The organism is Mastigocoleus sp. MO_188.B34, from assembly GCF_030065675.1.
GTDB lineage: Bacteria > Cyanobacteriota > Cyanobacteriia > Cyanobacteriales > Nostocaceae > Mastigocoleus.
The window spans coordinates 45,156-60,590 of record NZ_JASJDK010000046.1; the positions used below are offsets into that span (position 1 = coordinate 45,156).

Sequence of the window (15,435 nt, forward strand, 5' to 3'; positions counted from 1 at the left end):
AGAGAGCAAGTAGCAAAAAGCACTAAATCATCTACTGTGAAGAAATAAAGAACAAAAATATTATGATGCTTGCAATTTATGAGGTATGACTGTAGTGCTCGCTAGTAATATTGGTTAATTTAATTAATTCCATAATCTTTTCAAACTGAAAATTATGATTCAGATCGATTAAAAATTCTGCTAATAAAGCTTTAGTCTGAGGAATTTGTTTTAGTAGACTGGAAATGGTGCGATCGCTTCCTTGAGCAGCAGCATAATTCAGTTTCTGTAACCACTCTTGGGGCATTTGAGCAAGTAGGTTTGATACTTCTTCTGGAGTTGTTTGATTCTCTGCTGATTTTTGATGACTATTTTCTTGATAAACATATTCCAAACCCAGATGGTATCTGAGTTTTTCGAGTAATACTTCTTCTCGAAAAGGTTTATTAACAAAATCATCGCAACCAGCCTCGATCATTGCTTTTCTGTCTTCTTCAAAAACGTTTGCGCTCAGAGCAATAATAAAGGTTTGCAAGTTGGATGCTGAATTGTTTGTATCACCCACTTTAACTTGACTTTGTTTATTTTTGATGATTCTGGTAGCTTCATAACCATCAAGTACGGGCATCCTTATATCCATAAGAATTAAGTGTGGCTTCCATGATTCCCAACTAGCTATTGCTTCTTCTCCATTTACTGCTTCCTTAACACTAAATCCTAAAGATGAAAGTGACTTTACGAGTAAAAGGCGACTTTCTGTAGCATCATCTACCACTAAGATCCGATACTGGGGTTGGCCTGTTACTAAACCAATAACTTGACAATAATTTGTGCTAGGAATAATTTCTTGAGAGCAGGATAATTCTACAGGGATATAGAAAGAAAAAGTACTTCCCATACCAATAATACTAGTGACACTGATATCACCGCCCATTAGTTTAATGTACTTGCGACTAATTGCTAAACCTAATCCCGTTCCTTGTTGGGATTTTCTTCCTGTTTCAGTTTGTCCAAAGGCTTCAAATAACAAGTCCATTTCTTCTGGAGATATACCCGCTCCAGTATCTATGACATCAAATATCAAAAATTGTGAAGGAATATCGGATTGATTATTAATTGATTGGGATGGATCCCCTACTGTATTCTCTGCTCGATCCATTCGTCGTTCTGATCGCTTTCGAGTGGGTGTATTGTTTTCTAATTCCTTCGGAAGTTCGGGCTCATCAGTATTTAATTTAACTTTGAGGGTTACACTACCTGTTTTGGTAAATTTAATTGCATTCCCCAATAAGTTCAATAGCACCTGACGTAATTTACTCGAATCGGTTTGAATGTGGCGGATGGGTTGGCGATCGTCGTATTCAAATACTAATTGTAGCTTTTTAGAAGTGGCACGAACCTGCAACATATCTTGCAAACTCTCTAAAAGAGCAATTAGATCGAAACTAGTAACATTAAGTGTTGTCCTTCCTGCTTCAATTTTTGACATTTCTAAAATATCATTAATTAAATTGAGCAAATGTTCCCCAGCACGATTAATAATTTCTACATTTTGTTGATGCTCGTTAAGGATGGAGCGATCACGACTCATAATTTGCGTAAAGCCCAAAATTGCATTGAGTGGCGTTCTCAGTTCGTGGCTCATATTAGCCAAAAATTCACTTTTTGCTCTATTTGCTGCATCAGCAGCAATCACAGCTTGTTGTAGTGCTTCTGATTGTTTCTGGGTCTGGGCGAGTAATTGTCCTTGTTGGAGTGCGACCCCTAAATGGTTACCAATTTGAACGACAATGTTGATTTCTCCTTTTTTCCAATGGCGAGGTCCGGAGTTTTGATAACTTGCAAGTAGACCCCATATTTGGCTCCCACAAAAAATCGGTACCGTAATATATGCCCGAGCTTGAAACCGCTCCAAGAAATTTACATAACAGCTTTCAAAACCTGCGTTATAAATATCTGAAACAGAAAGGGAACTAACTCCGCGACTGTAAGCGCCACCTTGGGTCTCTTGTAAGTAAGTATCTACTAACTGCTCGTCATTACCATCGAGCATTTGTACCACACAACCTTCACTGTCTAGGGTATCACCCACAAACCCAGAACTATTTTTACCTTTATTTTTCATCATAGCCCTGACCCAAGGAGAACCCACAGACTCAGCGACAAATTCGCCACTCCAGTCGGGGTTAAAGCGATAAACTACTACGCGATCACAGTTAAGAACTTGACGTAATTCTTGGGTCGTAGTGGTAAATATGCTTTCCAAATCTAGTGTTTGACGCATATTTTGAATCACTTGGGAAATTGCTTTTTCTCTTTCAGCACTTTCTTTTAGAGCAACTTCTGCTTCTTTGCGTTCGGTAATGTCAGTAATTGTGCCAATATAGCTATTTACTTCCCCATTTTCGTTATATTCGGCTAGGGCTTGATAAATCACCCAAATAACTTTGCCATTTGCACCTAAAACTCTATGTTCGCAATGGTATTTTGTTTTATGATCAACGGCTTCTTGCCAAGTTGCAAAAACGCGCTCGCGATCGTCTGGATGAATCACCTCTAACCAACCTTTACCCAAGGCTGCTGATTGTGGTAGCCCAGTAATTTCTGTCCAACGTTGATTGATATAAAAACAATTACCATCGGCATCATCGTGGAAGATGCATGCGGGTGAAGCTTCAGCCAAGGTTTGATAGCGTCGCTGACTGGCTTGCAAATTTAGCTCTGCTTGCTTGCGTTCGCTGATATCTACCCAATATCCCACACATTCAATGGGGTTTCCTGCATCATCATGAATTAATCTTACCTGTTCGTAGAACCAATGATAAATTCCATTTTTGTGTAGAAAACGATATTCGAAAGAACTATATTTTTGCTGAGATAGTTTTGATAATTCCCAATGGACGCGTTCGATATCATCGGGATGAATGTGAGAGAACCAAAAGTTAGAATATTCGAGAAATTCTCGCGCTTCGTAGCCCACCATCGCTTTAACATTTTCGCTAATAAAGGTATTAGCAAAGTCTTCTGATGGTTTCTTACTAAAAATGACTGCAGGACTAGAAGTGAGCAAATATTGCAGTCTTTCTGAAGCTAAACGTAATTCTTGTTCGACCCGTTTGCGTTCCCGCAGCACAGCTTTACGTTCGCTGATATCTTCGACAACACCAATACAATATTTGAGTTTTCCTGATGCTTCTCGAACAACAGAAGCTGTTAGATTTGTCCAAATTGGTTCCCCATTTTTACGGATAAAGCACTTTTCCATGGAGAACACATCGATATCACCTTTTCCAGCTAAGCAAGCGTAATCTAAGTATTTTTCCAAGGAAATGGGGTGAGTAATCTCCTGACATGTCCTTTGTAATAGTTCGGCTTTGGAGTAACCAACTATTTGACAGAATTGTTGATTAACTTTAATAAAAAATCCATCAGGTGCAACTTGAGCAATCCCAACTGCTGCATTTTCAAATATCGCCCGAAATTCTTCTTCTCGCTCTTGTAAGGCGGCTTCTGCACGTTTGCGATCGGTAATTTCAAATAAAACTGTACCAACATCAACACAGCGTTCATTTTCTGAAGGGATCGGAAAATAAGAAACTAAAAAGTGACGTAGAGTATTTGGTTCTTCAAGTGAAGTACCACTCAATTCTAAATTTAAAACTGGTTGACCGTCGATCATTACTTGTTTGTATACCGGTGCGATCGCAGGTGCAATCTGAGGTAATACTTCATGAATAGTTCTACCTAAATGTTCCTCTACTGACACACCGTTAATTTCAGCAAGTAATTCATTAATTTGCAAAAACCGCAGTTCTTTATCTAGGATTGTTAATCCTACAGGAGCACAACTAAAGAAAGCATTGAGACGAGCTTCTCTCAAAGCGATTTCTCTTTCTAGAGTTTTTCTTTCTGTAATATCTTTGTGGGTTCCCGTCATCCGCAACGGTTCGCCCCAGTGGTTGCGTTCGACAACTTTACCTTGAGATTGAATCCATTTCCATTCATTAAAACGAGAACGCATCCGAAACTCAACTTCATAAACAGGACTATTCCCATCTAAATAAGCTTTTAGGGCTTGTTTAATTTTTGGTATATCCCCTGGATACATCAACTCTTCAGATGATGGATTATTGTTGTCGGTTATCGTTTCTTTGTCGTACCCCAACATTTTCCACCACCGCCAGTCACGATAAATTTTATCGTTGACTAAATTCCAGTCCCATAGTCCCAAGTCACTGGCTTCTAATGCTAGTTGTAAGCGTTCTTCACTTTCCCTATGAGCAGCTTCTGCTTGTTTGCGTTGGATTAATGTTCCCAATTGAGCCGCAACCGCACTCACAAGTTCTAACAATCTTATATCTACAGGAGCGCGATCATTTTTGAAAAATACCAGAACTGCTAATACTTGTTCGTTTGCTAAAATTGGCACCCCAAACCCAGCTTTTAATCCAACTTTATCGGCGATGGTGGCGCGAACAAAATGGGGAGGAAAAGTTTGAGACACATCTTCTAACCATTGTGGTTGTTTTGATTGCCAAACTTTCCCGGCTACTCCAATACCGGATGTCAAAGTGATACTTTCACTATAAAGACAAAATTCTTCTAAATCATTTTGATACCCGTACCACCCCAAACTATATTCTAAAAATGCTCCATCATTGTTTGGATTCCAAGCTTCTGCAAAATCCCAACCAATGTTGTTACAAATTAAACGTAGGATTTGCGCCAAAGCATGATCGACATCAGCAGCTCGACTAATTGCTTGAGTTGTTAATAATAACAAACGGTTTTCATTTTCTGCCTGTTTGCGTTCTGTAATATCTCGAACAGTAGCTAAAACATGCTGTTGCTCACCAATTTCAATGGAGTCAGCACTTAACAAAGCCGTACAAATTTCCCCATTTTTTTTCCGAACCTCAACTTCGTGGTTGCGGATAGTTTCAATCTGTCCTAGGAGTTGGGAAATCTGATGATATTCTTTCAAATTCACCCAAATATTTACTTCTTCTGGGATTTTATCTATGACTTCTTGACGAGTGTAGCCAAAAAAGTTACAGAAACTGTCATTAACCTCGATATAACTGTTTTGGGGTAATGCGCTGAGGAAAATTGGATCGGGAGAAGCGCGAAATGCTGAAGCTAGCATTACCTCTGATGCTCTGCGTGCAGCTTCAGCATTTTGACGCGATCTTGCTTCCAATGCCAAATAAACCAAGTTCCCTAAGGAACGAGCAAAGTTTTCATCTTCTTGCGTCCAATGGTGTTCTTTACCTACTTGCTCTAAGGATAAAATTCCTGTGGTTATTCCTCCCAATCTTAAGGGAATACTCAACGTCGCAGTAATATTTAAAGGAGTTAAATATGATTCAGTCAGTTGTTGAGTTCTATGATCGAGAATTGGCTGACTGGTAACTATTGGTTGATCGGCTTCTAAAGCTTGAAAATAATTGGGATAATCTGCTACAACTAACTCACATCCTTCACTGTGTCGTCTAAAACTTAACTCAAATAAATCTAGACACCTAACAACGGAACAAGAGTTGTTATAAAGCCAAATGCTAGCACGTTCCACGTTAACGTTTCTAGCTGCAGCTTCTGTTATTTCCCGTAAAGCTAATTTTAAGTCTCCCTGGTAGATAACTTGATTTTTTGCAAGTTGGGTTAAAACAATATTATGATTGCGAAGCTTAATAGCTGTAGATTTAATAGCTTCATTGGCATGTTTGCGTTCTGTAATATCTCTATCTACACCCCGATAACCGCTAAATTTACCCCAAGCATCAAATACTGGAACACTGTTAGTTTCCAAAATCACTTGATGTCCGTTTTTATGAAGGTTAGTTTTTTCCAAACCCTGAAACGGATGTCTGGCAGTTATTTTAGAGTTAAAAACTCCCTTTAGCCTATTAGCTTCTTCGGGAGACATCAGGTCAAAAGGAGTTTTACCTAGTACTTCATGGGGATAATAACCCAATAGGTCAAATATTCTCGGGCTAGCATATGTATAAATAAAATCTTTATCTACTTCCCATACCCAACCACTACTAGTTTCGACCAAACTGCGGAAACGTTCTTCACTTTCAAGGCGTTCGCGAATTTCTTCTTGGAGTTGTAAATTCTGCCGATCCAGTTCGCTCCGAGCGATTTGCTCTTGTTCGAGAATTTGGGCTTGGGCTAAAGCTATTCCTAATTGGGAAGCGATCGACTCCAACAATTCTATTTCTTCAGTTTTCCATTCCCGATAGCGCTCGCACTGATGTAAACCAATTATACCGTTGGGTTTTCCTTTATAGGAAGTACGAACAGCCAACATGGATTTCATTTCCAATGTCCGACAAATATCCCTAACATTTTCTAGTAAGGGTTCTTTATAAACATTTTGCGAAGAAATAGCCTTATCTTGGGATAAGACCTTATGAATATGGTAATTGTCTGGAGTTAAAATTTGAACTGTTTGTAGCGAACTGTAACCAGGTGCAATAAACTCCCCTAAGGTCGTAAGCTGAGGTTGGGGAGTATCGGTATAGGTATGAATTAACGCCCGAGAAACATTTAAAGCTTGACCAATTTCTTTCGTAGATATCTCTACAATTGTTTTAGAATCTATATTTGAGCGAATTTTGTCAGTAATATTTCTGATGAATAAACTACTTTCTAACTGTTGCTGCAATTTTTCTTCTGCCTGTTGGCGTTGACGTGCTAGAGAAATTGCTGTAGCTGCTGCTTGTAAAAAGGAAATTTCGTAATTATCCCATACTTTTGCTTCTTGACAATTATCAAAGCCAATAAAACCAAATAATTCTCCTTTAATAATCATTGGCAAAACTAGGATTGATAAAACAGAATTCCCTCCTAATATTTCCTGCGCCAACTTACTTAAATCTGACACTTTACCACGTATAATTTCACCCCGAGCAAGTAATTTTATCCAACTCGTAAATAATTTTTCTCTAAGTCTACTTTGGACTAATAAATTATGATTATTTGACTTAAATTCATCCTTACTCCATTCAGCTTTTTCACATACAGACTTTATGCCATTATCCTGATATTGAATTTCAAATATATAGGCGCGGCTAGCATTCGCTACATTACCTAAAATCTGGATAATTTGAGCCTCTAATTCACGACTTCCATCAAAACTCAATAAAGCACGCTGTACATCTACTAAACCTGCTAAGTAAGCTTCTCGTGACACCCTTGCTGCTTCTGCTAATTTCTTTTCAGTAACATCTACTAAAGTTGTCACAGCAAATGATTTTCCATCATAGGAATCAAAATTTCCCCGTGCCATTTCCACGGTTAATTGATTTCCATTTTTATGTTTTATTGTATACTCATTTTTTAGTTTACCCCTACCATAGTTATTATTCCCTAATTCGTGGCGGTAAGGTATTTTTTCTATGATTTGGAGTGGGTCAGATTCAAGATAATTTAATTTAAATTTATTTCCAATTAATTCTTTCTTCTTAAAACCATACAAGTGGCAATACGTTGGATTTACATCTACTAAATACCCTGATTCATCAGTCAGACAAATTCCAACTTGAGCATGATTCAAAATTGATTCTATTTGTTGGTTGCGGTGATCTAACTGCAATGTAACTTTTCTTCTTTCTCTTATTTCTGTTTGCAGTTGAAAATTTTGAGCTTTAATTTGCTTTTGTAATTTTTGGATGGTGAGTTGATTTTCAACTCTAACTAAAATTTCTTCTGCTTGTAATGGTTTTGTTAAATAATCAGCAGCACCTAATCTAAGGGCTTTGACTTTGTCGAAAACTTCATTTTTAACGCTGGTAAAGATAATGGGAATATCACGGGTTTTTTCGTAAGACTTCAAATACTTACATACCTGATACCCATCTAATCCTGGCATAATAATATCCAGCAATATTAAGTTAGGTGGGGATGTAAAGGCTGCATTAAGAGCTAACTTACCCGATATAGCTCGTACCAGACTGTAACCTTTACCAGCAAAAACTTCAGACAAGAAGTGTAAATTTTCCGCTCTGTCGTCAACTAATAAAATTTTGATATTTTCTTCATCCATATTGATTGAAAATGTCAGATTGTTTTAGTTGATTTTTTCATTTCCCAAGGCTTTCTTAGTAAATTCAATTATTCGGTCCAATTGGAAATTTTTCATCAAATAGTTTAAGGTAGATTTCAAATGATTTTTGTCATTGGAAATTTCTGCTATTAAAGAATTAACTAAATCTTCATCAACTACACTTGAAGCATAATATAAATTTTTCAGCCAACCTTGGGGCATCATGGCTAACTCCTCTAAAGCCTCTATATTAAATCTGGCTTTGGACAAATATTTGTTATCAATTAAATCTTTATTAGAAATAATAGGTATTTTCTTATAAATATAGCTTACATCTAAAAATTTAGCTATCCGGTCGAATACTTGAACTTCTGTAAGTGGTTTGGGAACAAAATCGTCATAACCAGCAGCTAAAATTTCTTGTTTATTATTTAAATTAATACTATTTATAAGGGCAATAATAATAGTCTTTTGAGTGACTATTTTCATGTCTGTTTGTCGTTCGACTTCCTTAAACCTAATTTGTTGGGTTGCTTCGTAGCCATTAATTACTGGCATTCTTGTATCCATCCATATAAGATGAGGATGCCAATTTTCCCAGGTTGTTATTGCATCCTTACCATTCTCTGCTGATCTAACTTCAAAACCAACAGATTCTAACAGTTTTAATAACCATAGACGAGATTCTTTTGTATCGTCTACAACTAAAATTTTATATACTTGTTTGCCTGGTTTTAAGGCAATGACTTGGGGTATTTCTAATGTATCTACTTGGGAGCGTTCTGAAGCAGTAAATTTAACATTAAACTTAAACAATGAGCCCTTGCCTAAAATACTTGCTACTTGTATTTTTCCACCAAGCATTTCAACAAATTTACGAGTTATATTTAACCCTAAACCAGTTCCTTGAGTTGATTTTTTGCCGGATTCAGTTTGAACAAAGGCATCAAATAGTTTAATGATTTCCTCTTCCGCAATTCCGTATCCAGAATCTTCTACTTCAAAGTATAAATATTGGGCATCATCTTTTTTTAAACTGCGATTTTCTTGCCAAACTCTCAAATTCACGCTTCCATTTTTAGTAAATTTCAATGCATTATCTATCAAATTTAGCAAGCAAATACGTAATTTTTTATCGTCAGTTTTAATATATTGTGGTACATCTGCAGCCACTATAAAAGATAACTTATTTTTATTTTTAACAGCCTTAATCTTAAATATTTCTTCTAAACTATCCAGTAGATAGTAAAAGTCAAATTCTTTTTCTTCTATTGTATTTATGCCTGCTTCTGCTTTAGAGATTTCTAATACTTCGTTGATTAGTTGTAATAAATACTCACCACTATTATTAATTATCTTTAAATATTCTTGATGCTCTAACTTCAAATCTGTGTCGCGACTCATAATTTGTGTAAACCCAAGGATTGAGTTTAAAGGTGTCTGTAATTCGTGACTCATTCGAGCTAGAAACTCATTTTTTGTTTGGTAGGCGCGAAATGCTATATTTTCTGCTTTTCGTCTTTCTTCAATTTCTATCTTCAGTTTATGATTTTGTTCTTTTAGTTGTTGAGAAAGTCGACGAATTATAAGCTGATTTTCTATTCTTGCTAAAACTTCTTCAACCTGAAAGGGTTTGGTAATATAATCAGCACCTCCCAATTTAAAGGCTTTTATTTTATCGTCAACATTTTGGATCGCACTGAGAAAAATTATTGGGATATCGCAGGTGACTCGATCGCTCTTTAATTTTTGACAAACTTCATAACCATCCAAGTCCGGCATCCTGATGTCAAGCAGGATTAAATCAGGTGGCAATGCATGTGCTGCTTTTAATGCCATTGAACCTGCGCTTGCACCCCTAACTGTATATCCATACTGGGATAAAGTTGCTGACAACATTTGCATTTCTTCTATGCTGTCATCAACTATTAAAATTTTACTGTGATGTAATTGCTGCAATTTACCATTCATTCATCTTCATCTAAATTTTACACTTTTTGATTAAACTTAATCATTCTGTATAAAACCGCAAATTTTAACTGTGATAATATCCTTATTTAAAAATTAGATATATGATATTTATTAAAGAAAAGGTAATAAATTTGCGAACAAATATAATGGAGGAATAAATTGATAGAATACAATTGATTAAAGCAGAATTTCTTTATGAATTATTATGAGATTCAGCTATGATCTAAGCTAATTGAAAGTGTGATGTGAATTTAGTAAGTAAATATTATTACATTGACAATTCATGGGAATATGATAGAAAATATTTGCGATTTTATTTTGCTATTTTAGAATTTGTATTTTTTGTATCAGTTAAATTAAATGAATATCAAATTCTAAATTATTTTCTGAAAATTACGATGATATTATCAAATAACTATAGGTTAATATGCCGATTCGCACGTGATTTCAAATAGTATTTTTCATCGTCTCATATAAGTGTTAGAAACGCCACCAAGTTTTTTGGACGTAACTCAGAATTACCATAACGATCGCAGTTAATAAAAACAGCATAATAATCCCTCCAGGGAGAAATGTTAGGATTCCAAATCCCCTTAAAACCCAGATAGCGATCCCAATTCCGAGAAATATACCGAATCCCTGAACTAGTAGGCGATTTAATTTGGAAGATTGACTCATAATAATTTCCTCTCAATCACACAAATATATATTTTTGTATCTAGTTTTACTTGTTGCCCGAAAATTACAACTAACCAATATGAATTAATAGTAAGCTGCCTGTGTCATTTTAACTGAACCTAGGATAATTTTTGAATACGATTTTAGATAATTATCATAACTAGACAATTAATATTTTCCATATTTTTAGCATTTACGGATATTTACAAATTTTGGGAATAATATCTTTTGAAAGATTGTTTCCGGAACAATTATCTTTTGAATTGCAAGTAGAATCAATTGTTTGATTTCCAATGCAAATTCTTTTCAAAATCAAAATAATGAGGCTTTAGAGCAAAGATTATGACTAAGTTTTGGAGTTCAAATTCAGCTTCTACAGGTATGGATATAGCTTGGGACGATAACAAACATCGACTGCTGATGGAAGGTGAAATTTTAGTGGAAACCCAAGGACATACAAGAAATGGTGGTGCAGTACAGGCCTCAATGTACGTACCACTAATGCGTTCCAATGTTTGGCAACAATTAACTGATTATCCGCGTTGGGTTCACTATTTCCCCGACGTAACTAAGAGCGTAGTTCTTCATCGAGGTGAAGTTAAACGCTTGTATCAAGCAGCACAAAAAGCTTTTTTGTTTTTTACTGCTAAGGTCGAAATTTACCTTGATGTGGTGGAAGAATTAGGTCAAAGAATTCATTTTAGATTGGAGAAGGGCTCATTTGAAGATTTCAGTGCTGACATAAATTTGCAGGACTGTGGAGACGGAACTTTACTAACCTATGCAGTAAAAGCAACACCAGATATTCCCATACCTTCATTAATCATTCAACAAGCAATGAATTTTGAGTTACCTGCAAATATGCGTAAAATGCGACAGGTGCTTTGTAAGGGTCAACTAAAATAATGTCGCGTGCAGAAAAAATATTATCTTTTTGGTTTGGTGAACCAGGTACAGTAGAATATGGTAAACCTCGTCAAATTTGGTTTCAAAAAAAACCTGAATTTGATGACACATTAAGGTGCGAGTTTCTATCAGATTACGAACAAGCTATTAACGGTGATTTAAATCATTGGTTAAATTTACCTGAAAGTTGTCTGGCTCTAATTTTGTTGTTCGATCAATTCCCACGTAATATGTTTCGTGGAGAACCCCAAGCCTTTGCAACTGACTGGGAAGCACTTTGTGCTGCACAACACGCGATCGCCCAAGAGTATGATCGAACAATGCTACCCGTACAGCGTTGGTTTATCTATATTCCATTCGAACACAGTGAAAACTTAGAGCATCAAAAGCAAGCAGTAAAGTTATTTAAAGAAATTAGTGATGATCCAGAGAGTGCAAGTGTTATTAATTATGCAATTCGTCACTTAGAGGTCATTGAACGTTTTGGGCGATTTCCCCACCGTAATGCAATATTGGGACGCGCTTCTACACCAGAGGAAAAATTATTTTTAAAGGAACCTGGATCTTCTTTTTAGAAATAAGATTTAGTCAATATTAATTCATTGATACCAAAAGGCTTCCTATGTTGCCTAGGAAGTCCTTATGATTCCAATTTAATTTTCTAATTTTTTAGTGAAAATAGCACTATTTTTCTGGATTAGGAAATTTTTCTTATCCCCTTTCCAGAAAATGAGTTAGTTTCCAACAGCATGCCATAATCCCAATAGTTAATTAATTCTCAATGGGATGAATCTTACAAAAATTTGTCCTGAGTTTTTGTATATCAAAAATTAAGTTATTAAGCAGCAAAAATGTTATCCCAAGCAAAAGTATTTACTTTGAACGCTAAAAACTACTATAAGTTGGCGATCTCATAGAATTTGGGGAGCTATCTGGTTCTGTCTCAAACCATACTTGGTCTAATTCAACTTCCGTAAAATCAAAACCTAATTTAGCTGCAAAGTTGACGATTTTGGTTTTGTCCCAATTCCAAACACCAAACACACCTTGCTGGGAACATTTTTTACAATATTGTTCGTAAACATCTCGATCTGAAACTAAAACTTCATAAAAAGCTGTGGCATTTTCGACTGACATAAAAGATCCTCCCTGCTTCCTTAGTTGCTAAATTTCTATTACTAGCTACGTAAGTAAACAGCACGATTACGGTATAAGACAGTATTTATTTACTTAAGTCTTTATACTTAAAAAAATCGCTGCTGCCGCCATAAATTATTATTTATTTACACTTTATTCAGTAAAATACACGAGGTTAGTTAGGGTTTCAGTAAAAAAATCGAAGATTTACGTAGATATGAGTTAAAAGACTCAATTCAAGAAAATATTGTTTCCTAAGCCAGCATAGATTGATTTAGTTTATTTTTTGTTTGCTAGCAATCTTGCTTACAAATGATTTTGAATTTGATTTTGATTTTGAATTTGAATTTGAAACAACTACAGGCTAATCCTGACATTAATTAAAATTGCCTCTCTTCAACAAAATTTCCAGAAAAAAGCTGCATATCACTGAGAATTACGCTTACAAGGTTGTATCTGGTCCCAAAAAACCCAACCCTGAGTACCATCAGCCAGTTTGACTTGTACAAAGTCTCCTTGAACTTGCAGAAACATTACTTTATCACCTTCGGATAGCTGTTTGAATCCATCAACCTCTGTATATGGCTGGGGACGTAGTTTGATTGAAAATTTACCTCCGGTAGGTGCAACCACACGACACATATGCCACTGGCGGGAAATCGAATTTTGTTTTGCTGAAGTCCGATCAAAGCTCTCTGCTCGCAATAAGCCTAATAGAGCGATCGCGCTAGCAATTGCAACACCTCCAGCACCGGTGAAGAATTTTACTTTGCCAAATAACAGCTGTACCAACAAATTATTTGGTAGTAAAAATGCTTGAGCAACTGGCGACTGACTGCTAACTTTTTGTGGAGGTAAAGTTTTAGCTATCGGTTCTTGAGTGAAAACAAATTCTTCTTGCTTTTGCTCTATTTCTGTTTCTATGTATGATAGGTCTGCTTTTATAGGAAATGAATCAGATGTATTGGGAAAACGTTTTAAAGTAATAGCATCAACCTTAAGATTTTGCTTTCCCAAACGCACACAACTTCCTTCTGTTAAAGGTATCTCTCCTGCTAATAATAACTGTCCATCGATGACTGGTGGATTTGTTTGGCGTAAATTCCGCAGAAAAAATTGCTGTTTTTGAGAATGGAAAAATATTTCTGCATGTACCCCTGATACGGTGGGTTCTGAAAGGACAATGTCACATTCGTGGGAATTACGACCGATACGAATTTTTCCCGGTTGTTTGCTGTCCTGATTTTCCACAATTAAGCAGCTTTTTTCAGCTTCGGATTCTTCCCATCCCAGCTTCAGTTCGTATAGACTACTTGCTGCAAGTGCTTTTTCTAATCGGTTTCTACTTTGTAAATCTTCTAGTTCCCTGAGTGCTTCCAAGACTTCAGTTACTTTCTGGTAACGCTCTTTAAAATGGTAACGTGTCATCTTAGTCAGTATTTTAGCTAAATCAGGACTTACTGAAGTTAAATGCTGCCAAAGTATTTCTCCAGTATTTGGGTCATCTTCCAACTCCCGTGGATATAGCCCTGTCAAAGCCTGAACAGCTATCATTCCTAAAGCATAGATATCGCTACTAGAACGAGGTAGACGCCGAATTTGCTCGGAAGGCATGTAACCAGGAGTACCGACACTGATAGTTACTCTTGGCTGTCTATATATAGAAGTTTGACTTTGTATTTGCTTAATTGCTCCAAAGTCAATTAGTACTATTTTTTTATCAGATGAACGACGAATTAGATTTGCCGGTTTGAGATCTCGATGAATAACTCCTTGAGAGTGAACAAATTCTAAAATTTCCAGAACTTCTACGAGCATTTCAATAATTTCGCTCTCTGTCCACCTTAGTCCTTTTGGTAATTCTAAATTTAGGGTATGTCCTGGGATAAATTCTTGTATTAAGTAAAACTCTTGTTCTTCTTCAAAGTAATCTAATAGTCTGGGTATCCGATCGTGGCTTCCTAATTTTTCTAATGTATCTGCTTCTTTTTCAAATAGAGTCCTGGAAGTTTCTAAAATTTTAGCTTCGGTGCTCGAGGGTTTGAGATGTTTCAGGACACACCGAGGATTACCGGATAAAAGAGTATCTTCTACAAGATAAGTTTGTCCAAATCCTCCCGAACCCAATACTTTAATAACTTTATACTGTCCTGCTACTAAATTACCTATCATATCCTGATGGTGATGTTTGAAATATTGTGATTTAGAGACAGATGCCCAATGCTAGAAGTTTATTTGAACTCGTGATTTTGACAACATATCTAACTAAAAATAATTATTTTTAGTTAGCTTATGATTCAGTTTAAACATTAAATCAAAATGAGCGTGATAAATATTAGCCTATATATCCTAACTAGTAAATCAATAGCAAACCTAAAAAATCATTGTTGCCACTTTGGCAATTATTTATGAGATTATGCTATCTATTTTTTGACTAGAATTATTTATCCAGTTACATTTATGGCATATTTTTTTTTAGATGTCAGCTTGAGATTATTACTGATGAGAAAAATTTATAAAAAAATAATTAATAAATTTTGGAAAGGTTTATTTGTCGTGAGTGCATACAAATAAAACCTGATAGCAAGTTAATAATACACAATTTTTGTTTATCGCAAACTTTTTTATAATTGATGAATAACTAGATGACAGCAGTCATGAAAAATATAAATACTACAGTATATTTTATTATGATTTTTAGATTAGAAACATAC

7 protein-coding genes are annotated in these 15,435 nt (G+C 35.8%); 2 read left to right on the forward strand and 5 right to left on the reverse strand.

Going from position 1 to position 15,435, the window contains the following annotated elements; all coding sequences use genetic code 11:
- Positions 1-76: 76 nt before the first annotated feature.
- From QNJ50_RS13425 to QNJ50_RS13435, 3 genes are all read right to left on the reverse strand, one after another.
- Entirely contained in the window at positions 77-8,029 is a 7,953-nt protein-coding gene (locus QNJ50_RS13425; protein WP_300635936.1) for a PAS domain S-box protein, read from the reverse strand.
- 24 nt (positions 8,030-8,053) lie between these two features.
- The gene (locus QNJ50_RS13430; RefSeq protein WP_300635938.1) at positions 8,054-10,000 is read right to left on the reverse strand and encodes a response regulator; all 1,947 of its coding nucleotides are present in this window, start codon (positions 9,998-10,000) and stop codon (positions 8,054-8,056) included.
- Positions 10,001-10,480: 480 nt separating this feature from the next.
- A complete protein-coding gene (locus QNJ50_RS13435; RefSeq protein WP_300635940.1) occupies positions 10,481-10,678 on the reverse strand; it encodes a hypothetical protein in 198 nt (65 codons plus the stop codon).
- 342 nt (positions 10,679-11,020) lie between these two features.
- Between QNJ50_RS13435 and QNJ50_RS13440 the strand changes: the two genes are divergently transcribed.
- Positions 11,021-11,584: an SRPBCC family protein gene (locus tag QNJ50_RS13440; RefSeq protein WP_300635942.1), complete on the forward strand. Its 564-nt coding sequence runs from the start codon at positions 11,021-11,023 to the stop codon at positions 11,582-11,584.
- Positions 11,584-12,159 carry a DUF924 family protein gene (locus QNJ50_RS13445; protein WP_300635944.1) on the forward strand — a complete coding sequence of 192 codons (576 nt, stop codon included), beginning with the start codon at positions 11,584-11,586 and terminating at the stop codon, positions 12,157-12,159. Before QNJ50_RS13440 ends, QNJ50_RS13445 begins: the two co-directional genes overlap by 1 nt.
- A gap of 310 nt (positions 12,160-12,469) precedes the next feature.
- Here QNJ50_RS13445 and QNJ50_RS13450 read toward each other — a convergent pair whose 3' ends face one another.
- Both QNJ50_RS13450 and QNJ50_RS13455 read right to left on the reverse strand, forming a co-directional pair.
- Positions 12,470-12,721 (reverse strand): Nif11-like leader peptide family natural product precursor, encoded by a 252-nt coding sequence (locus QNJ50_RS13450; RefSeq protein WP_300635946.1) that lies wholly within the window; start codon positions 12,719-12,721, stop codon positions 12,470-12,472.
- A gap of 426 nt (positions 12,722-13,147) precedes the next feature.
- Positions 13,148-14,893, reverse strand: a complete 1,746-nt coding sequence (locus tag QNJ50_RS13455; protein WP_300635948.1) for an FHA domain-containing serine/threonine-protein kinase — start codon at positions 14,891-14,893, stop codon at positions 13,148-13,150.
- Positions 14,894-15,435 lie beyond the last annotated feature (542 nt).